This is a genomic window from Kitasatospora sp. NPDC056181 (assembly GCF_042266225.1).
Taxonomy (GTDB): domain Bacteria; phylum Actinomycetota; class Actinomycetes; order Streptomycetales; family Streptomycetaceae; genus Kitasatospora.
The window spans coordinates 1-19,621 of sequence record NZ_JBHJUK010000014.1 but is presented as its reverse complement, the minus strand read 5'-3'; the positions used below and the strand labels follow the sequence as shown (position 1 = coordinate 19,621).

The 19,621-nt window shown below is 74.9% G+C and carries 20 protein-coding genes; 6 read left to right on the top strand and 14 right to left on the bottom strand.

Annotation, left to right across the window (positions count from 1 at the left end; genetic code table 11):
- Window positions 1–209: 209 nt before the first annotated feature.
- Together ACFC1F_RS08515 and ACFC1F_RS08510 are read left to right on the top strand one after the other, a co-directional pair.
- Window positions 210–983, top strand: a complete 774-nt coding sequence (locus tag ACFC1F_RS08515) for a tRNA-dependent cyclodipeptide synthase (RefSeq protein ID WP_376156598.1) — start codon at window positions 210–212, stop codon at window positions 981–983.
- Between the two features lie 253 nt (window positions 984–1,236).
- Window positions 1,237–2,424: a cytochrome P450 gene (locus ACFC1F_RS08510; RefSeq protein ID WP_307852874.1), complete on the top strand. Its 1,188-nt coding sequence runs from the start codon at window positions 1,237–1,239 to the stop codon at window positions 2,422–2,424.
- Window positions 2,425–2,495: 71 nt separating this feature from the next.
- Here ACFC1F_RS08510 and ACFC1F_RS08505 read toward each other — a convergent pair whose 3' ends face one another.
- From ACFC1F_RS08505 to ACFC1F_RS08475, 7 genes are all read right to left on the bottom strand, one after another.
- Window positions 2,496–3,293, bottom strand: a complete 798-nt coding sequence (locus ACFC1F_RS08505; protein ID WP_376156692.1) for an inositol monophosphatase family protein — start codon at window positions 3,291–3,293, stop codon at window positions 2,496–2,498.
- A 190-nt stretch (window positions 3,294–3,483) separates the two neighbouring features.
- A complete protein-coding gene (locus tag ACFC1F_RS08500) occupies window positions 3,484–4,731 on the bottom strand; it encodes a type III PLP-dependent enzyme (protein ID WP_376156596.1) in 1,248 nt (415 codons plus the stop codon).
- A gap of 107 nt (window positions 4,732–4,838) precedes the next feature.
- The gene (locus ACFC1F_RS08495; RefSeq protein ID WP_376156594.1) at window positions 4,839–6,554 is read right to left on the bottom strand and encodes an IucA/IucC family protein; all 1,716 of its coding nucleotides are present in this window, start codon (window positions 6,552–6,554) and stop codon (window positions 4,839–4,841) included.
- Window positions 6,551–7,165, bottom strand: a complete 615-nt coding sequence (locus ACFC1F_RS08490) for an MFS transporter (RefSeq protein ID WP_376156592.1) — start codon at window positions 7,163–7,165, stop codon at window positions 6,551–6,553. Before ACFC1F_RS08490 ends, ACFC1F_RS08495 begins: the two co-directional genes overlap by 4 nt.
- Window positions 7,162–8,943, bottom strand: a complete 1,782-nt coding sequence (locus ACFC1F_RS08485) for an IucA/IucC family protein (protein WP_376156590.1) — start codon at window positions 8,941–8,943, stop codon at window positions 7,162–7,164. The genes ACFC1F_RS08490 and ACFC1F_RS08485 overlap by 4 nt, the downstream gene beginning before the upstream one ends.
- Complete coding sequence (locus ACFC1F_RS08480; RefSeq protein ID WP_376156587.1) at window positions 8,940–10,193, bottom strand: acetyl-CoA carboxylase biotin carboxylase subunit family protein; 1,254 nt, start codon at window positions 10,191–10,193, stop codon at window positions 8,940–8,942. Before ACFC1F_RS08480 ends, ACFC1F_RS08485 begins: the two co-directional genes overlap by 4 nt.
- A gap of 99 nt (window positions 10,194–10,292) precedes the next feature.
- Window positions 10,293–10,577 (bottom strand): hypothetical protein, encoded by a 285-nt coding sequence (locus ACFC1F_RS08475; RefSeq protein ID WP_376156586.1) that lies wholly within the window; start codon window positions 10,575–10,577, stop codon window positions 10,293–10,295.
- A gap of 247 nt (window positions 10,578–10,824) precedes the next feature.
- On the opposite strand from ACFC1F_RS08475, the gene ACFC1F_RS08470 reads away from it, so the two are divergent.
- The 3 genes from ACFC1F_RS08470 (at window position 10,825) to ACFC1F_RS08460 (ending at window position 13,115) form a co-directional block, all read left to right on the top strand.
- Entirely contained in the window at window positions 10,825–11,694 is an 870-nt protein-coding gene (locus ACFC1F_RS08470) for a (2Fe-2S)-binding protein (RefSeq protein ID WP_376156584.1), read from the top strand.
- Window positions 11,695–11,740: 46 nt separating this feature from the next.
- Complete coding sequence (locus ACFC1F_RS08465; protein WP_376156582.1) at window positions 11,741–12,142, top strand: VOC family protein; 402 nt, start codon at window positions 11,741–11,743, stop codon at window positions 12,140–12,142.
- Window positions 12,143–12,278: 136 nt separating this feature from the next.
- Window positions 12,279–13,115, top strand: coding sequence for an alpha/beta fold hydrolase (locus ACFC1F_RS08460; RefSeq protein ID WP_376156580.1), 837 nt, complete (start codon window positions 12,279–12,281; stop codon window positions 13,113–13,115).
- 76 nt (window positions 13,116–13,191) lie between these two features.
- Here the strand turns inward: ACFC1F_RS08460 and ACFC1F_RS08455 are convergent, their stop codons facing one another.
- A complete protein-coding gene (locus ACFC1F_RS08455) occupies window positions 13,192–13,794 on the bottom strand; it encodes a maleylpyruvate isomerase family mycothiol-dependent enzyme (RefSeq protein WP_376156579.1) in 603 nt (200 codons plus the stop codon).
- Window positions 13,795–13,865: 71 nt separating this feature from the next.
- Between ACFC1F_RS08455 and ACFC1F_RS08450 the strand changes: the two genes are divergently transcribed.
- A complete protein-coding gene (locus ACFC1F_RS08450) occupies window positions 13,866–14,774 on the top strand; it encodes a LysR family transcriptional regulator (protein ID WP_376156578.1) in 909 nt (302 codons plus the stop codon).
- 55 nt (window positions 14,775–14,829) lie between these two features.
- On the opposite strand, the gene ACFC1F_RS08445 is transcribed toward ACFC1F_RS08450, so the two are convergent.
- The 6 genes from ACFC1F_RS08445 to ACFC1F_RS08420 form a co-directional block, all read right to left on the bottom strand.
- On the bottom strand, window positions 14,830–15,312 hold the full coding sequence (locus ACFC1F_RS08445) for a GNAT family N-acetyltransferase (protein WP_376156577.1): 483 nt from the start codon (window positions 15,310–15,312) through the stop codon (window positions 14,830–14,832).
- Between the two features lie 85 nt (window positions 15,313–15,397).
- Window positions 15,398–15,949, bottom strand: a complete 552-nt coding sequence (locus ACFC1F_RS08440) for a GNAT family N-acetyltransferase (RefSeq protein ID WP_376156576.1) — start codon at window positions 15,947–15,949, stop codon at window positions 15,398–15,400.
- 109 nt (window positions 15,950–16,058) lie between these two features.
- Window positions 16,059–16,445 carry a hypothetical protein gene (locus ACFC1F_RS08435; protein WP_376156574.1) on the bottom strand — a complete coding sequence of 129 codons (387 nt, stop codon included), beginning with the start codon at window positions 16,443–16,445 and terminating at the stop codon, window positions 16,059–16,061.
- A complete protein-coding gene (locus ACFC1F_RS08430) occupies window positions 16,442–17,998 on the bottom strand; it encodes a WXG100 family type VII secretion target (protein ID WP_376156572.1) in 1,557 nt (518 codons plus the stop codon). The genes ACFC1F_RS08435 and ACFC1F_RS08430 overlap by 4 nt, the downstream gene beginning before the upstream one ends.
- Window positions 17,995–18,339 (bottom strand): type VII secretion target, encoded by a 345-nt coding sequence (locus ACFC1F_RS08425; protein WP_148641807.1) that lies wholly within the window; start codon window positions 18,337–18,339, stop codon window positions 17,995–17,997. The genes ACFC1F_RS08430 and ACFC1F_RS08425 overlap by 4 nt, the downstream gene beginning before the upstream one ends.
- 144 nt (window positions 18,340–18,483) lie before the next feature.
- Window positions 18,484–19,621 (bottom strand): MFS transporter (locus tag ACFC1F_RS08420; protein WP_376156570.1); only part of this gene is annotated, 1,138 nt, incomplete at its 5' end.

Here is a 19,621-nt window from a genome sequence, read left to right as displayed (position 1 = left end):
ACTTCATGTGGTCACCGCCCCACCAAGAGCACACGGCTCTCCGGTGCAGGCCGTCTGACCAGGCGCGCGCCATCCGCACGCGGTGAGCCCACCCTTACAGCCGGGTGAACTCCGCCTATCCGCCGTGCACTTCGGTGAACCCCGGTAAAAACCGCGTGAACCACGTGAGGCCAAATCCTTTGAACAATCCTGCGAAGCGGAGGCAAGGCATGCGCGAAACCCTCCCGGGAGAAAGCACTTTCACCATCGATACGAACACGTACGAGGCACTGCCGTTCTCCGACCGCTGCCGGGACATCTGGCGGCGCGGCGACCACCTGCTGATCGGTGTCAGTCCGGGAAACAGCTACTTCAGCCACCGTCGAATAGCCGAACTCATCGGGTGGGGGCGGGAGTTCTTCGAACGGATCGACATCGTCCACGCCGACCTGCACGTCGGGGCGCAGTACGAGGCCTTCGGCTACGACGCCGAACGGGCCGAGCGCCGGGCCGTCAAGGAGGTCAAGGCCACCGCCCGGCGGATCGCCCGCGGCGCCGAGGAGGCCGGTTCGCCCGACGGCGTCCGGATGCACGCGCTCTCCGAGTTCGCCGGCCACCCCGTGTACCGGCGGCTGCACCGGCAGGCCGTCGACGCGCTCGGCACCGACCGGGAGTTCCGCGAGGCGGCCGAGGGGATGGCGCGGGGCTTCCTGGCCGCCCGGATGGACGAGGGGCTGGCCCCGAACGAGCCGCAACTCGCCGCCGGGCTCCGGTACATCACCGCCGAGCTGCCGTTCTTCCTGGACACCCCGGCACTGCTCGGAGTGCCCTCGTCGGTCAGCTGCTACCACCTCCAACTGCCGCTCACCCCCGTTCTGTTCGGCCGTGACGAAGGCCTGCGTGCGGCGCCCGCCCAGGGGTACGCGGTGGTCCGCCCGGCGGCGCCGTCCGGGCCCGTCGGCATCGGCGCCGCGGCTGCCGTGGAGCCGGCCCGCGCCGCCTGATCCCGTCCCGGGCCCCTTTCCCGCAGCGCGCGGCCCTCCTGCGGCGCTGCCCCCGTCCGCAGTGGCGCTTCCCGCCCCACCGCGGCGCTTCCCTCCCCACGACGCTGCCCGTCCCGCAGTGCTTCTCGCGGCCCTTCCCGTTCCACCACGCCGCCGTCCCGCAGTGTTTCGCGTTCCCCAGCCCTTCCCCATCTCCCTGCCTTCCCCATCCGCAGCGTTCCCCGGACGCCCCTCCCGTACCTGGAGCACACCCGTGACCGACCTGACCTTCCCGCTCTCCCGCAGAGGCGACGTCCTGCCCGAGGAGGCGAGGCGGCTGCGCGAGGAGCAGCCCGTCGCCCGGGTCCGCACCATGACCGGCGACCCCGCGTGGCTGGTCAGCAGCTACGAACTGGCCAAGCAGGTGCTGGAGGACGAGCGGTTCAGCCTCAAGGACACCGCGAACCCGGGCGTCCCGCGCCAGTACGCGCTGACCATCCCGCCCGAGGTGGTCAACAACATGGGCAACGTCAACAGCGCCGGTCTGCGCAACGCCGTCATGAAGACCCTCTCGCCGCGCGCCGACAAGGAGTTGGACGGCTGGCTGCAGGCCGAGGCGCACCGGCTCATCGACACGCTGGTCGACCGGGGCGCCCCCGGCGAGTTGCGCGACGGCTTCACCGACCCCTACTCCGCCGCCCTGCACTGCCGGCTGCTCGGCATCCCCACCGAGGACTGGCGGCGGCTGATGGCCGGCATCGACGTCGCGTTCATCACCAGCCCGGTGCCGTTCGAGGGCGCGGCGTCCAACTGGTACAAGGACCTCGGCTACATGCTCGACCGGCTGGGCGCCGACCCCGAGCCCAAGGACGGCCTCCTCGGCCGGTTCGCCGAACTGCGCCGCTCGCCCGACGTCTCGGACCAGGTCGGTGACGAGCTGCTGGCGACCGTGGCACTGTCGCTGTTCGGCGCGGGCGCCGTCTCCACCTCCTCGTTCCTGCTGCACGCGATCGTCTACCTGGCCCGCCAGCCCGAACTGGCCGAGCGGCTGCGGCGGGAGCCCGCGCTGATCGGCCGCGCGGTGGACGAGCTGCTCCGGGTCAACCTGTCGATCGGCGACGCGCTGCCGCGGATCGCGCTGGCGGACGTGCGGCTCGGCGAGGTGGAGGTGAAGGAGGGCGAGCTGGTCCTCGTCCTGATCGAGGGCGCCAACTACGACCCGGCGGTCTTCCCGGACCCGGAGAAGATCGACTTCGACCGGACGAGCAACCCGCACCTGGCCTTCGGCGGCGGGCGCCACTTCTGCCCGGCCTCGGCGCTCGGCCGCACGCACGCCGAGATCGCGGTCACCGCGCTGGTCGAGCGGCTGCCGGGCCTGCGGCTGGCCCTGCCGGTCGAGCAGCTGGCCTGGCGGCCCGGGTTCATCAAGCGCCTGCCGGAGCGGCTGCCCGTCCTCTGGTGAGGCCGGGCGGCCCGGTGACCGGCCACCGGGGCGGGGCGGCCACCGGGGCGGGACGGGGTGGTCGCCGGGGCCTACCGGCCGATCAGGATGGCGCGGGTGCGCTCCCAGGCCTCCGGGTCGGCGGCGACCAGCAGGCCGTCCTGGCCGCCCGGCGCCTCCGGCCGGTAGCGGCTGCCGTCCAGGCGGGCGGAGACGCCGCCGGCCTCGTTGATCAGCAGCGAGCCGGGGGCGTGGTCCCACGGCAGGGTGCGCCAGTAGAGGATGAAGTCGAGGGCGCCCTCGGCGATGTCCGGGTACTCGATCCCGGCCGCGTGCCGGCCGGGGGAGATCTCGCCGAACGCGGCGGCGTTGGCCTCCAGCGTCCGGCGCCGGTCCGGGCTCAGGAAGCGGCTCTTGACGGAACCGCGCCAGTCGGCGGGGTCGCCGGGCGCGGGCGTCCGGGTGAGGCGGTGGCCGTTGCGCCAGGCGCCGGATCCCAGCTCGGCGGTGTAGGAGGTGGCGGTCTCGGGCTGCCAGATCCACGCGGCGACGGTCTCCCCGGAGCGCACCAGTGAGGCCATCACGGCGTACTCGGGGCGGCCGGCGATGAAGTTGGCCGTGCCGTCCACCGGGTCGACCAGCCAGACGGCCGGCTCGGAGTGCAGTGCGCGGGCGAGTCCGGGGTCCGCGGCGACGGCCTCCTCGCCGACGACCGGGACGGGCAGGAGCTCGCGCAGACGTCGTTCGATGATCACCTCGGCCTCGCGGTCGGCGATGGTGACCACCTCGCCGGGGGCCTTCTCCATCACCTCGCCGGCGGCCAGCGCCCGGAACCGCGGCTCCACCACCTCGGCCGACGCCTCGGCGAGGATCTCCGCCACCCTGTCCATCAGCACGTCCGCGCTCCCTTCGCTGGCTACCACTCTCGCACGCCTGTGCGGTGCTGACCTGCGGCAGCCCCCTCCGACGGGGGAGCGGCGGCCGGCGGCCCGGGGCTGCGACCCTTCTGCTGACAGATTCCGCAATCTGTCGGCAGAAGGGCCACGGCCGCCGCCCGCACGGGGCCGGCGGGGCCGGGTCTCACCCGCCCAGGTAGTGGAACCCCGGACGGGGGTGCATCAGGAAGTCGTGGTGCGAGATGTTCCACCCGTACGCGCCGGCCATCGCGAAGAGCACCCGGTCCGCCGTCCGGAGGCCCTCCGCGGCCGGCGCGGCCCGGGCGAGGACGTCCTTCGGGGTGCAGAGCTGGCCGGCCAGGGTGGCACGGCCGGTGGTGACCGTCGGCCGCGGCCAGGGGTGCGGCCAGGCGTCGACCGGCAGCACGGTGAAGGGCTGGTCGTGGCCCCGGGTGGCCGGGGTGCGCAGGTGGTGGGTGCCGCCGCGGACCACCGCGAAGTCCTCGCCGTGGCTCTGCTTCACGTCCAGCACCTCGGTTGCGTACCAGCCGCAGTAGGCGGTCAGGGCGCGGCCCGGCTCGATCCGTAGGGTCAGCCCGGGGTGCCGGTCGAGCAGCCCGGCCAGGCCCGCGCCGAAGGCCGCCCAGTCGAAGCGCGCCTGCGGGTCGGCGTAGTCGACGGCCATGCCGCCGCCCACGTTGACCTCGTCCAGCCTGAACGCGTGCCGTCGCGCCAGCCGGGCCGCCCAGTCGACGACCTGCTCCGCGACGGCCAGTTGTCCGGCCGCCGTCAGCCCGCTCGCCAGGTGGGCGTGCACGCCGCGCAGCCGCAGCCGCCGGTGGAGCGGGGCGAACGGGCCGAGCGGATCGGTCAGCAGACGGGCGCACGCCTCGGCGCGGTCGGGGTCGAGGCCGAACGGGGTCGGGCGGCCGCCCATGGCGAGCGCCACCGTGTCCAGTGCGCCCGGGCCCACCGGCAGGTTGACCCGGAGCAGCACGTCCACGCGGGCCTGCGGCCGGTCGTCGGCCAGGACGGCGGCGAGCCGGTGCAGCTCCTGCTCGCTCTCGACGTGCCAGCGGTGCACCCCGGCGTCGACGGCGGCCACGATCTCGGCGGGCGTCTTGCCCGGCCCGCCGAAGGCCAGCGGCGCCCCCGGCACGGCCTGCCGGACGTGTGCCAACTCGCCCCCGCTGGAAACCTCGTAGCCGTCGACCGCGTCACGAAGGGCGGCCAGCAGCGGCGCGTCGGGGTTGGCCTTGGCGGCGTAGTAGAGCTCGACGCGTGCGGGCAGCGCGGCCCGCACGGCGGCGGCGTGCGAGCGCAGCGCCGCGAGGTCGTGGACGAAGGCGGGCAGCGCCTCCGGCGCCAGCCCGGCGACGTGCCGGCGGACGGCCTCGGTCATCGACTGCTCCGGGTCATCGGACACTCCCATCGTCGGGCCCTCCAAGTCGTCATGCGCGCGGGGCGGTTGGCAGCCGAAGGCCGGCGCTGCATCCGGCGCACGCGGAGGCGGTGGCCGCCGGTGGAGGCGGGGCGGAGTCACCGCGCGCTCCGGGCCGGCGTCCGCGCGCCCTGCGGCGGCAGGTGCGCGGCCTCCGCGAGGACGGTGCGGGCGAGCGGGGACGGCAGCCGGACGTAGCCGGCCTCGCGGTCGGGGCGGCGCTCCCAGCGGGTCAGCAGGTTGGCCTTGGCGGGCAGCGGCACCCCGGCGAGCAGGGCGCGCAGTCGGGGCGGGCGGCCATGGGCGGCGGCGTACTCCTCCAGGACGCGCCGGACGGCCTCCCAGAGTGCGCCCTCCGCCTGCGGGTGGCGGTCGGCGAGGGCGGCCAGCAGCTCGGCGACGTGGTTGACCAGCAGGCAGTAGACCACCCGGTCCCAGCCGCGTTCGGCGTCGTAGGCCATCGGGCCGGCCACCTCGGGCGGCAGGGCGGCGAGCAGGGCGGCGTTGCGGTCGGGGACGAGCTTGGTCCCCTCCAGGTCGCGGAAGAGCACCTGGGCGGGCCGGCCGGCCGCGTCCACGCCGATCAGCACGTTCTGCAGGTGCGGTTCGAGTACCACGCCGTGGTCGAAGTAGGCCGCGAGCACCGGCGGAACGAGCAGGCGCAGGTAGGCCGTCCACCAGTCCAGCGCCTCCTGCACGCCCGCGTCCGGGCCGAGCAGCGCCGAGACGTGCGCCGAGCTGGTCGGGTGCTCGTCGGCGACGGCGGCGGCCAGCAGCGGCGTGACGCCGGGGTGCAGCGTTTCCGCGAAGCCCTCGCGGACGATCAGGCCGAACCCCTCGTAGAGCGAGCGGTCCGGGCGGCCGTCCGCGCCGGGCAGGGCCAGCGTGCGGAAGGCGGGCTCGCGCAGCATCGCGGCGCCGGGGAACCGCTCGGCGAGGTCGGCGAGTGCGGGGCCGAGCAGGCGGGTCAGGGCTACGGCGCCGGTCAGCTCGTAGGCGGCGTTCTTGCGCAGGCAGTTGGTGATCCGCACATTGAGGCTGAACTTCAGGAACGCGCCCGCGCCGTACAGGGTGCGGACCGAGGCGGTGGCGGTGAACGGTTCGCCACCCGGGCCGAGGTCCAGGACGTCCCCGCTCTCCAGTGCGCCGCGCAACAGCGGGTGTCCGGCGATGAGTTGGTACTGCCAGGGGTGGGCGGGCAGCAGCCGGTGGCCGTCCGGCACCTCGCGCAGTCCGTCCAGCAGGGCGGTCGCCGCCGGGTCCGCGGAGGACTCGGCGACCAGCTCCTCGCGGACGGCCAGGTGGTGCAGCCGGAACGCCGCCCGGGACTCGGGCGCGTACGACCGCCAGTCGCCGCGCTCGGCGGAGCGGGACTTGGGCGCGGGGTGGAACCGGTGGCCGAGGAGCAGGGCCTGCTCGGACTCCAGGTAGCGGTCCGCGCCGGGCGTCGGGCGGTCCTCCAGCCCTGAGCGGACCACCTCGTGACTGGACGTCAGCTGGTCCAGGAACTCCTCGTTGACCGATCCGGTGCGCAGCTCCAGCTCGTCCCGGACGTACCCGGCCAGCACGTGCCAGTCCACCTCGGACCAGCCGTCGGGCCGTTCCTCCTCCACCGGGCCTGTGAAGCGGTGGGCGCCGAGCAGCGAGGTGCGGCGCAGCGCGATCCGGAGCAGGACGCCGCGCCGGGGCAGGCGCAGCAGCAGGCGGCCGTCGGCGACGGCGGTCTGGTGCTCGGGCGCGGAGACCTCGCGCAGCAGGCAGTTGAGCAGGGTGTGGGCCACCGCGTGGTCGGCGGTGGGCAGTTCGTGGGTCATCGGCGACTCCAACGCTTGCGGGACGGGACGGCGAGTGCGGCGGCCGCGACCGCGGCCAGCAGTGCGGCGGCGGTGCCCGCCAGCACGGGGGAGGCGGCGCCGAACCGGCCGTTGGCCAGCGCCGCGACGGCGCCGGCGGCCACGGCGCCGCCCTGCATCAGGGTGAGCGCCCGGGAGAGCTGCGCGCCGTCGAGCGCGGCGGCCAGGTAGCCGTTGGTGGCGGCGAAGGTGCCGCCGAGGAAGCCCTGGAGGACGAGGGCCAGGGTGAACGCGGGCAGGCTGTCGGCGGCCCCGGCGAGCAGGAACGAGACGGTGAGCCCGAGTTGGGCGCGCAGCAGCAGCCGTTTGCGGCCGAACCGGTCGGCGAGCCGCCCCCGGAGCGGGGCTCCGAGCGCGCTGAACACCGTCGGCACGACGTAGAGCGCCCCGGCCCAGCGGCCCTGCGGGTCGCCGAGCGCGGGCAGGGTGTCGGTCAGGAACGGCGGCAGGCCGAGTGCGGCGAAGGAGACGACGAAATAGCAGGCGGCCATCGCGTGCACCTGGCGCCGGCTGATTCTCCGCAGGCCGCTGGTGCCGCTGCCGAAGTGCTGCGCGAGCGTGTCGACGGTCACCGGGCGCCCGGGGAGTCGCCCGGCCGGCCGTTCGCGGGTGGCGTGGACGCCCGTGGCAGCAGGTAGTTGGGGCCGTCGGTGTAGTGCTTGTTGATGTCGGCGGCGCCGGAGCGCTGCTTGGTCAGCAGGGTGCCGGCCGTGACCATCGCCTTGACCGGCAGTCGTTCGGCGTCGAGCAGGGCGGTGCGAAGGGGTTCGCCGGCCGGTCCGATCCGGTCGAGCGACTCGGCCAGCCGCCTGCGCAGCAGGGCCAGCAGGTCGTCGAGGCCGGCGCGGCCGTGGGCGGCGAGGCCGAACGCCAGGGCGCCGGTGCAGAGATGGCCGGTGATGGTGGTGAACAGGTCGGTCAGCGGCCGGTCGTCGTCGCAGAGGATCCGGGCGTCGTCGAACTCCTCCCGTGCCGGGGCGAGTTCGCCCAGTGCCGCGGCGAGCCGGGCGGTGTGGACGCGCGGCCCGTCGTCGTCCTTGTAGAGCAGGCGCAGTCCGCCGTCCTCGTCCAGCACCAGCGAGGTGTTCTGCTGGTGGGACTCCAGCGCGATGCCGTAGCCGAAGAGGGTGGTCTGCCAGTCGAGCAGCAGCTCCAGCAGGGCGTCGAAGAGGGCGACGGGGTCGCCGCCGTGGAAGCGGTCGGCGAGGTGGTCGATCACCAGCCGCCCGCCGGGGGCCGGGGCGAGCAGGGCGGCCAGCGGCACGGTGACGGACCCGTCGAGCCCGCAGGGGTGGCGGCGCAGCAGGACGGCCAGCAGTTCGTGGCCGGCGTGTGCCCAGCTCTGTTCGTCGGCGTGCAGGATCCGGCCGGCGAAGCGCGGTTCGCGCTCCAGCACGGCTTCGATCAGCCGCTGGCCGGCGGCGCCGTCGCGCAGGGTGCCGGGTTTGATGGTGCGGCGGTTGAGCCGGCCCAGGGTGGCGGTGGCGAGCGGGAGTTTGAGGTGGTGCACGGGGTCCTCGGCGACGGCGACGGTCCGCATCGAGAGGGTGGGCAGCACGGTCAGGTACGGCCGGCCGGCGAGGACGGCCCGCCCCTCCAGGCCGCTCGCGCGCAGGGCCCCGGTGAGCGGTTCGCCGATGGTCAGCGGGTGGACCGGCAGGGTGGCCCAGGCGCCGTCGCCGCCCGGCAGGTCGAGGCCGAGCCAGCTCGGGGTGGGCCACCAGCTGGGCAGCGGCCGGTCGCCGTGCGTGCTGAGCCCGTCGGCCGGGACGGCGAGCCAGCGCAGTTCGAAGGCGGGGTGGAACTCGGGTGCGTAGGAGCGCAGTTGCGGTTCGGTGAGGCCGGAGCGGCCGCGTGCGGTGGGGTAGACCGGGTGGTCGAGGTGGGCGGCGAGGGTGTCGTGGCCGAGGGCGGCCGCCGGGCCCGTCCAGTACGCCGGGTCGGCGCCGTACAGGTCGGTGAGCGCGGTGTGTACCTCGTCCCGGACGCGTTCGTGCAGCTCCATGGTGGCGAGCGTCTGCCGGCACTCCTCGGCGAAGGCCGCCCAGCCGGGCCGGTCCGCGGGCTCGGCGCGGCCGGCCAGGGCGGCCAGGGCGGCCACGGCCTGTTCCGCGCCGGTGAGCCCGCTGCCGTCGGCCTCCAGCAGCGGCAGCCTGGCCGCGTACTCGCTCTGGAAGCCGTCGGCGGTGACGGGCAGCGCGATCCCCGCGTCGGCGAGGACGAGCCAGGGGCCGTCCGCGCGTTCCTCGACGGCGCCACGGGTGCGCAGCCCGAGGGCGTCCTCGCGCACCAGGGCGGAGAGGACGCGCAGGGTCAGCGCGTCGGCGGGGGGCACGGGGGCGGCGCTCACGGCGTGATCTCCCAGCGGTTGGCCGCGACGAAGCGGGCGACGGCGGCGTCCACGGCGGCCTGCTCGGGCCCGACGGCCCAGATCACGCCCAGGTAGTCCCGGTTGGTGCGGTAGTGCTCGTGCCGTTCGCCGAGCGGGCGCAGCGGCCGGTAGGCGAGCCGGACGCCGTCGCGTTCCTCGTCGTACGGCCCGGGCGCGGCGGTGAGGGTGCCGGCCCGGTCGGCGCAGACCGCCTCGTTGCGGGCGCGCAGCGGCGTGCCGGCGCACCGCTCGCCGAGGTCGGCGGGGAGTTCGCGGCCGAGGTGGACGGAGAGGATGTGCTCGAAGAGCGGAATGCCGAGGGCCTCGGCGAGCATCAGGTCGCACTGGTCGCCGATGGCGCGGTAGTTGACCTCGATGATCCGGGCCCGGCCGTCCGGCTGGACGACGAACTCGGTGTGGCAGGCGCCGAGACCGATGCCGATCGCGTCGAGCTGGGCGAGGACCTGCGCCACCACCGCGGGCGGGTGGGCGGGGACGAACTCCAGCATCTCCTCGATGAAGTGCGGCGGCGGGGAGAGCCTGGTCCGGAAGCCGCCGAGGACGTGGCGCCGCCGCCCGTCGCCGAGCGTCTCCAGGGTGCACAGCCGGCCGTCCAGGAACTCCTCGACGACCAGGGCGGCCCCGGGCCGGCGGTGCTGGATCTCCCTGCAGCGCCGCTCCAGTTCGGCCGCGTCGGCGACCAGCGAGACGTCCTCGCTGGCGACGCCCTCGCGCGGCTTCACCACGACCGGGAACGGCAGGTCCGACTCCCGCAGTGCGGAGGGGTCCTGGCCGGGAGCGAGCTCGGCCGAGCGGACGGCGTCGGCGCCCGCCGCGGCCAGGTGGCGGCGGAGTTCGCCCTTGTTCTTGGCCCGCAGGGTGGCCTTCCAGTCCTTGGCCGGCAGCCCGAAGTACTCGGCGGCCAGGGCGGTCTGGGTCTGCAGGTGGTCGCTGTTGCTGAAGAGCGCGAAGCCGGCCGATCGCGCAGCGGCCTGCGCCGTCGCGGCCTCGCGCTCCCGGTGCCGGGACACGACTCCGATCACCTCGCGGAAGTCGCGCACCTCGCACTCCACCACCCGGGGGGCGAAGTCCATTCCGGCATAGGCGCGTCGGTGCGGTTCGGCGTGGTCGGTGAGCACGGTGACGTCGAGCCCGAGCCGGGCGGCGGCCGGCAGGAACCCCTGGGTGACCGAGTCGGTGGGGTTGAGGGCGAGCAGGTAGAGCCGCATGTCGGCGCTGGTCCTTACCGTGTGGTGGGGGAGTTCCGAGTGGGTGTGTGCGGGACGGGCCGGGGCGGTTCCGCACGGCTCGCCCCGCCCGGGTGGCCGCTACTTGGGCGCGTCGACGCCGACGGCCTTGGCGATGTCGCCGAGCATGGCGTCGGCGGCCTGGACACCGATGCCGGACATCCAGGTCTCGTCGGCACCGTGGCCGCCGCCGGTGAGGGCGTCGAGCACCGTGGGGAGCGGGACGGCCCGGGAGCCGAGCGCGAGGCTCAGCGCGACGCAGAGCAGGAGAACGTCGACTCCGGCGGCCGGCAGAAGGGGCCGCCGCGCCACGGAGGGCGGGGGCGCCGCCGGGGCCCGGGCGGCCGGCGGATCGGTTGTCAGCACGAGGCGAGATAGTAGGTTAGGTAACCCTAAATTTGTCAAGCCTTGACCTTTCTGTCCCGGCTCGGCCCGGATCGTCCCCGCCTGGGCTTTGTCCGCGTCCGGGTCGACCGCGCCTGGGCGTCGCCCGCGTCCGGAGCGACCGCTCCCGGGTGTCGCCCGCGTGCGAACCGGCGGTCGAGTGCCTATAAGGTGAGCCTCACCTAATTCGAGCTCGGGAGTACCGATGATCTCGGGAACCGCCACACCCATGCCCGCCGCACGCCGGGACGCCTCCCCCCTCCACGCGGACTACCGGCTGCTGCTGGAGCTCTGTCCCGTCCTCCGGCTCGCCCTGCTGGCGGACGGCGAGCCGTCCCCGTCGCGCGCCCAGGGCTGGTACTCCGCCGCCGAGTTGGCCGCCGACCCGGCGGCCCTGGAGGCGGCGCTGGCCGGCGAGGCCGCCCGGATCGCCCCGGTCGCCGCCGAACACGGCACCGCCCCGCGCCCGCACGTCGCCGCCTCCCGGCTGCTGCACCACTACCTCTGGTCGGTGTCCGTCCTGATCGCCGGCCCCTGGTACCTCGCCCGCCGGGTCCCCGTGATCGATGCGGCGGACCTCTGGCTGCACGCCCCCACCGGCGACCTCGCGCTCCGCCCGCGCGCCCACGTGAGCCTCCCCGGCGACGACGAGCTCCGGGCCGAGCTGCGCGCCGCGGTCGTGACGCACGTCGAGCCGCTGCTCGCCGCGTTCGCCGGGCCCACCCGGCGCGGCACCCGGGCGCTCTGGGGCATGGTCACGGACGACCTGGCCTCCGCGATCTGGTACCTCGGCCGGATGCTCGACGAGCGCTCGGGCGGATCGTCGCAGCCCGGCGGTCCCACCGGTCCTGCCGGTCCCACCGGTCCCGCCGGCCCCTCCGGGGTGGCGGAAGCCGTCGCCGCCGCCGAGGCCGTTCTGCCCGGCGGGACCGAACCCCTCGTCGGCGCCGCCGCCTTCCGGACCCTGCGCGGCGCGGACGGCCGCAGCCACCCCACCCGGACCCGCCTCGGGTGCTGCCTCTACTACGCGATCCGCCCGGACTCCGCCTGCATCACCTGCCCCCGGACGCCCGACGACGAGCGCCTGAAGCGACTCTGACGCCTCATCGGGCACCGGCTCGGGCGCCCACCGGTACGCTCGCCGCATGATCGACTCCACTACGCACGTCCGGGTCGCCCGCCCCTCCCGGGACCTCGCCGCCGCCGAACGCTTCTACGTCGAAGGCCTCGGCCTCTCCGTTCTCTGGCGCACCGCCGAGCACGTCCCCGGCGAGCACGACCTCGTCATGGTCGGCATCCCCGGCGGCAGTTGGCACTTCGAGCTCACCCGCGACCCCGAGCGCCCCCTCGACCCGACCCCGACCGTCGACGACCTCTTCGTGCTCTACCTGGGCGCGCCCGTGGACGAGGCCCGGGTCGCCCGCCTGGAGGCCGCCGGCGGCACCCGCGTGGCCGCGCACAACCCGTACTGGGACGAGTTCGGCGTCACCGTCGCCGACCCGGACGGCTACCGCCTGGTGCTCTGCACCCGGAGTTGGACCTCCTGACCACCCGGCCGCGCGGTCGTCCGGCCGGGCCCCCGACGGGACGGCGGGCGGGGCCCCCGGGCCTCGGGGTCGCCCGTGCCTGCCGACCGTCATGGCAGCGTTGTCATTCCCTTGGCAGGATGGCATGTTGGGAGTCATGACTGACGCCACTGACGCTCCTGTCGCCGACCTGTCGTCGTTCGCCACGGAGGACGGCCAACTCGCCTACCTCGACACCGGCGCCGGCCGGCCGCTGGTGCTGCTGCACGGCGGCTTCCTCGACCACCGCATGTGGGACCCCCAACTGGCCGTCCTCGCGGCGGAGTACCGGGTCATCGCGCCGGACGTCCGCGGCCACGGCCGGTCCGCCAACGCCACCCGGCCGTTCCGCCCGTGCGACGACCTCGCCGCCCTGCTGCGCCACCTCGGCACCGGGCCGGTCCCGCTGGTCGGCGTCTCGATGGGGGGCGGGATCGCGGTCGACACCGCCCTCGAACACCCGGACCTGGTCAGCGCCCTGGTGATCAGCGGGGCGGGCACCAGCGAGCCCGACTTCCAGGACCCCTGGGTCCTGGGCGTGTTCGCCGAGTGGGGTCGGGCACTGGCCGCGGGCGACGTCGAGGGATGGGCCGACGCCTTCCTCAAGTTCCTGGCCGGGCCGAACCGTTCGGTGCAGGACGTCGACAGCCGCCTCGTGGAACGGCAGCGCGCGATGGCCCTCGGCACGCTCCTCAAGCACACCCCCGACGAGCCGGACCACCGGGTGCCCGTCACCGACACCTGGGCCCGCGCGGCCGGAATCACCGTTCCGGTGCTCGCGATCAACGGCGCCCTCGACGGCGCGGACCACCTGGCCATGCCCGCCCGCCTCACGGCCTCCGTCGCGGACGGGCGCACGGTCACGGTCGAGGGCGCCGCGCACTACCCCAACATGGAGCAGCCGGAGGAGTTCAACGCGCACCTGGCGTCCTTCCTGCGCGCCCTCGACCGCTAGCGGTTCCGGCCCGTTCGCCGACCGCGCACGGCCCGGGCGGCGAACGGGGCTCCCGGCAGCACGAGGTGACGCAGGCTCAGTCGGAGAGCGTCCGCCCGTAGGCGAGCAGCAGAAGCTCCTGGGCCGGCCGGGCCACCGTGCGGCCGCCGCCGTCACCGGCGTAGGACCAGTCGAGGTCGGTGGCGCGCAGCCCGGCACCGTCCAGCCGGGCGCCGAAGAACCGGAGGCTGCGAGGGGTGACGGCATCCAGGAGGAGGCGCAGGCGGTCGGCGGGTACCCGGCGGTCCAGGCCGAGCGGGACGGTGATGTCCAGGCCGTGGACGACGTCGTGCCCGAGTGCGGCCGTGAACCCGCCGACCGGCGGCGTCCACGGGTGGTCGGCGTTCTCCCGCAGGGCGTCGGCGAGTTCGCGCGGTCCGAGGGCCGCGGCGTCACGCCGGGCGGTGCGGTCCGTCATCCGGTGCAGGTTGCCGCGTGCGCGGGCGAGTTCGAGCGCGGTGCGGGGCAGCGAGTGGCGGAACCCCGTGCTCATGTGTGCGGCCACCTCGCGCACGCGCCAGCCGGCACAGAGCGAAGGGGCGTCCCACTGGGCCTCGCTGAGGCCGTCGAGGAGGTCGGCCAGCTCGCGACGCTCTGCGGCGATGGCGGCCCGGACGGTCGATGCGGTGCTGCTTCCCATGATCGTCAGCCTGCCCGGGGCGGCGTCATAAGTCCAAGAGACAGTTGTTCTGATCACTAGAATCAGTGGTTATGGAGCTTCGCCAGTTGCAGTACCTGGCCGCCGTGGTCGAGGAGGCCAACTTCACCCGGGCCGCAGCGCGCCTGCACCTCGCCCAGCCGGGAGTGAGCGCCCAGATCCTTCAGCTGGAGCGCGAGTTGGGCCATCGGCTGCTCGACCGCTCGGGCCGGACGGTGACCACGACCGAGCTCGGCGAGGCCGTCCTCCCGTACGTCCGGGCGGCCCTCGCGGCGGTCGAGGGAATCCGGCAGACCGCCGACGAGTACGCGGGACTGGTGCGCGGGCAGGTGGCGATCGGGCTGGTGTCGGGGGCGGCGACGGAGGAGTTCGCGGTCGCCGAACTGCTCGCGGGCTTCCACCGCGACCACCCCGGCGTCGAGATTTCGCTGAGCGAGTCCGGCTCCGAGCAGATGCTCGCCGCCCTGCGCCGCGGGGAGCTGGACATCGCGATCGTCGGGGTGGCGCAGCAGGAGCCCCCGCCGGGCATCGCCTTCCAGGTGGTGGTGGACACCCCGTTGGTGGCCGCCACCGCCGTCGGCGACCCCTTCCTCGCCACCGACCCCCTTCCGGTAGCCGCCCTGGCCGACCGCCCCCTGATCAGCCTGCCGCGCGGCACCGGTCTGCGCGCCACCCTCGAACACGCCTGCGCGCGGGCCGGTGTCCGGCCGCACATCGCCTTCGAGGCCTCCTCACCGCCGCTGCTGGCCCAACTCGCCGCCCGGGGGCTGGGCGTGGCCGTCCTTCCGGAGGTCCCCTCCGAGTACGCCGCCGTCCTCGGCCTCGGCACCCGGCGGCTCGCCGACCAGGAGGCCCGTGCCCGCATCGCCCTCGCCTGGCAGGCGGACGGCCCGCAGCGGCCGGCTGCGCGGGAACTGCTGGCCCGGCTGCGGAGCGCGTTCCCGGCGGTGCGGCCAGGCTGACCGCCCGCCGGCGCGGGCCCCGGCGGGCGAGGTCCTGGAGCGCGATGAGGGGTGGTCAGCGCAGCGGCTTGGCCATCAGCAGCTCCCTGCCGGTGCCGTCGGGCAGCAGCTCCCCGGCCTCCTCCGTGGCGACGAACCCGTGGCGACGGTAGAGCGCGGCGGCGGCCTCGTTGCCCGGAACCACCGCGAGCTGCAACACCGCGGCGCCTGTCCGCAGCGCCCACCCCTCGACCGCTGCGACCAGCCGGTCCGCGACCCCGCGCCCCCGCACCTCGGGGCCGACCCAGACGGACCGCAGCTCCGGCACGCCGTCCGCCCCGGGCACGCCCCCGGCCAGGCCCGCCGGCCGGCCGTCCAGCAGGGCGACGACGTGGAACGCGCCGGGCATCGCCAGGCGCTCGCGCCACTGTCGCTCGCCGCCGTGCTCCCAGTCCGCGAGCCGGGCCTTGAAGGCGTACGGCGCCTCGGCGAGGGCGGCGAGCCGGGCGTCCCGCCACAGCGGCCAGTCGTCGGTCGTGAGGACGCGGAGAACCACCATGCGGGCCAGTCTGGCGCAGGGACGCGAGCGCCGGAGCGGAAACCCGGCGCCGGGCGGTGTCAGGTACCCTTCGGCCGGCCCGTGCCTACGGCCTCGCCGCGTCCCATTCCTCCCGGAGCATGCCGAACAGGACCCGGTCGTAGCGGACCCCGCCCACCAGGGCGGCCGACCGGCGGCGGCCCTCCTCCCGGAAACCGAGCCGGACGAAGGCCCGGGCGGCGCGCTCGTTGCCGCTCCAGGTGTCCAGCTCCAGCCGGTGCAGTCCGTACGCGCCGAACAGGTGGTCCACCAGCAGCCGCAGCGCCTCCGACCCGTGCCCCCGGCCCCAGAACTCCCGTTCGCCGATGGTGATCCCGAGCGTGGCGACCCCGAGGTACGGGTCGAGGTCGCGGTAGTCGGTGACGCCGATGACGCGCCCGGTCGCCGACTCCTCGACGGTGAGCACGGCCGCTTCCCGCGGGACCAGTCGCAGCATGGCGTCGAACGCGATCCCGACCGCCTCGGCCGTGACCGGCCCGAAGCACGGGTCCCCGGCGGAGGCCAGGCGGACCACCTCCGGGTCGTTGCGCCACCGGAGATGGTGCTCCGCGTCCTCGGCGCGCAGCGCGCGCAGTCTCACCCGCGTTCCTTCGATCATGATCAGATCATAGGGCGGGAGGTTCGCCGGCCGGCGGCGTGCGAACCTCCCGCCGCAACGCCCGCCGCCCCCGCCCGGCCCCCTGGAGGCCGAGGCACCGGACGGCCGCTCAGTCGTCCAACTCCCGCATGTCGCGCCGGATCGCGATCAGCGCGGAGACCTCCGCCAGCCAGCGCGCGAACAGGTGCTCGCGCGCCACGTCGGCGCCGCTCGCCGCGGCGGCCTGGAGCCAGTCGCGGACCAGCGCGCGACCGGTCAGCCCGATCACCGGCTCGGGCAGCGCGAGGGCGGCCGCGAAACCGCCGGCCCGGACGTGCCGGGCGAGGAAGCCCAGCGGGTACGGGCCGACGCCCGCCGCCTCGGCGCGGTGCACGGCGGCGATGGCGGCCTCGGTGAACAGGGCCTGGCGCGGCCCGCCGTCGAGCAGCAGGCCGCGGGTGATGGCGGCGGGCACGTCGAGGTCAGCCAGGTCGGCGTCCGGCCGGACGGTGGTCATTTCGGCAGCTCCAGGGCGGTCGACTTGTTCAGGGGGTGTTCACCGGGGGTCAGTCCGCCGAGCTGGCTGTTGACGAACTGGTCCTCGGTCACCCAGGAGGTGAAGCCCCAGGGGTTGTAGATCTGGAGCTTGTCGCCGTCCCGGCCGATGATCATCATCTGGTGGCCCTCGTCCTCGTTGCGGACGCTGATCGGGACGGGCAGGCCCTCGTCCACGGACTTCTCGATCCGGGCCAGTGCCGCCCGCCGGTCCGCGTCGCTCTCCAGCTCCACGTGCTCGTAGTCGGCGCCGGTGGCCTTGCCGAGGTCCTTGTCGGCCAGGTAGGTCTGGGCCTTGGGGCCGAGACCACTGTCCTCCTTGGGGTAGGTCTTCTGGCCGTCGGCCTTCTGGCCCGCGATGTACTCGTCCACGTAGGTCTTCTGCAGCCGCTGCTCGAAGTTCTGCGCGGAGTCCGCGCCGGGTTCGTCGGGCGTGCCGCCGGTGGTGAGCTGGTACATCAGCAGCGGGTCCAGCTTGGCCTGGGCGATCACGGTCGACGCGGCCACGCAGTCGTTGACGTTGCGCTGCGAGTAGACGCCGTAGCCGTCGATGTTGACCTGCTGGCCCTGGTAGGTGAGGTCGATGTTGTCCGAGGACTCGCGGTTGATGTCCGTGGTGCTGGTCGCGGGCACCAGGTGCTGGGCGAGCCAGGCCGGGTCGTCGCCGTGCGGGTGGATGCCGGCGTCGAACTTCTGGATGTCGGCCACCGAGTGGCCGGCCGCCAGCGCCTTCCAGAGGTAGGCGGCCTCCTCGGGGGACTTGGCGCCGGACAGCAGGGCGCGGAAGGCCGCCTGGTCGGCTCCGGTCATCACGCCGAGGGTCTGGGTGGCGCGGTCGAGCTGGCCCGGCGTCAGGATGTAGCCGTCGTCCTCGCCCGCGCCCGGGTTCTTCTCGGTGGCCAGCACCACGGCCGCCAGCGGGTCGAGCGAGCCCTCGCCGGCGCGCGAGGCGCGGGCCTTGGAGGTCAGCTGGTTCAGCTTGCTCGCGGTGCTGGTGCCGGAGCTCTCGGCCCGGCGGGCGGCCGCCAGCCGGGCGCCGACGCCGGACAGCGCCGTGGCACGGGCGTCGGCGTCGAAGCCGCCGAGATCGTCCTTGACCCGGTCGCCGGCTTCCTTCAGCTGGCGGCAGCCGTCGGCGTCGGTCCGCTTCGCCCACTCCAGCTCGTTGGCCCAGGCGTCCAGCAGCCTGGCCGCCTCGGCCAGCGTCTCCTTGGAGGTGGTGGTCTCGGCCGACATCGCGTGGATCGCCTGGGTGGCGTGCTCGGCCACCGAACCCGTCCAGACCGCGGGGAGCTGGTTGGTGGCGATGCCCGCGAGGTCCTGCGAGGCCTGGCCGAAGGAGGAGGCCGCCTGCGCGTAGTCCTTCGCCCGCGCCCGTACGGCACCCGGGTCGCCGACCGGCTCCGGCACGGCCAGCGCCTCGTTGATCCCCTGCAGCAGGTGCAGGTTGGCGAACATGAACTCCAGCTGCTCGATGCTGTGCTGGGCGTGTTCCAGATCCTTGACCTTGCTCACCGGCCACCTGCCGGCACCAGCGAGGCGGTGACGGCCTTCTCCGCGTTGCGGTAGTTCTGCGTCGTGGCCGACATCTTCTGCGACAGCTCGTCGAGGGCGCGCTGGGTGACGGTGATCTCCTTCGACCACGCGGTGTCGAAGGCGGCCCAGGCCTGGTCCATGCCGAACTCGCCGAACGCCGTCGACGCGTAGCAGACCGAGCCGGCGTAGGCGGCCTTGGCCGCCGCGATGTCGGTCGCCGTCTTGCCCAGCTGGTCGCCGACGCCGCTCAGGCCGGCCAGGCTGACGCCGTACCCGCCCGCCGCCCCTGCTCCGGGTGCCGTGTTTGTCCCGCCGCTCATGGTTCCCGTTCCCCCGTCCCCGGGACGTCTTCACGTCTGCCGGTACGTCAGTCGGTCCGTCCGTCCGAATGGCTCGATGCCCGCGCCGTGTGGTGTGGCGCGGACATCGGTGGCAGAGCCTAACGTGTGGCAGGGGCGGGGGCGTTACGCCCGCGAGGGCTGCACGGGCTCCTCGTTCCCTTCACGCCGCCGACGCCCGGGCTCCGCTTTCTCCGGGGAATCCGCCCCGGTGCTTGGGGTGTTCTTGGGAATCGGTCCGGCGGCCGGTGCGCCGCCCGGGGCGCCCCCTGACGGGCTGTCCGACGCCGCTTCGCCCCGGCGGCGGTAGCGGCGGTCGGTCGCGGTGAACGCGGCGAGCAGCAGGGCGGCCGCCGCGGCGGCGACGGTGATCCGGAACGGCGCGGTGGGTCCGACGTGGTCGGCCGCCCAGCCGCCGAGGAACGTCCCCGCCGACTGGGCCAGGATGATCGCGCTGACCAGCGCCGCCATCGCCTCGCCCAGCCGGGCGGCGGGCACCGTCCGTTCCACGAGCCCGAACATGGTGATCATCTGCGGGGCGACCGCCACGCCGAGGCACCCGATCGCGGCGGCCAGGGCGGCCACGCCGCCGCCCGAGAACAGCAGCAGGACGGACGCGGCGCAGAGCAGGACGGTCCCCGCCCGCAGGCGCAGCGGCAGCTCCCAGCGGGCGGGCAGGGCGGCGGTGGCGATCCCCGCGAAGGCGCTGGTGAAGCCCATGAACCCGTAGATCAGCCCCGCCGCGCCCGGCTGCCCGAGGGTGTCCGTGGTGGCCGTCACCCCGACCTGCACCGAGCCGAAGCAGGCGCCCAGCAGCGCCATCCCGGCCAGCACCAGGACGTACGGCGCGTTCAGCAGCCGCCCGGGGGCGCGCACCTGCGCGCCGCCGCCGGAGCCCGCGCGGGCGGCGGTCGGGTGCAGGGCGAAGAGGGTGGCGCAGACGCCGGTCAGTGCGGCCGCCGTCAGCAGGCCGGCCGCGGGGGAGACCAGCGTGGCGAGCAGGCCCACCAGCGCGGGGCCGGTGGTGAAGCTGACCTCGTCCACGATGCCGTCGAGCGAGAGCATCGAGGAGGTCAGCCCCGGGTCCCCGTCGGCCAGCCGCACCCACCGGCTGCGCGAGAGCGGGCCCACCAGGGGGACGGAGAGGCCGATCAGTGCGGCCGGTGCGATCTGCCAGGCCGACGGGAGCCCCGCCTGGGAGGCGGCGACCAGGGCGAGGATCGCCACCGCGTTGACGGCCGCCGCGGCGAGCCCGACCGTCCGC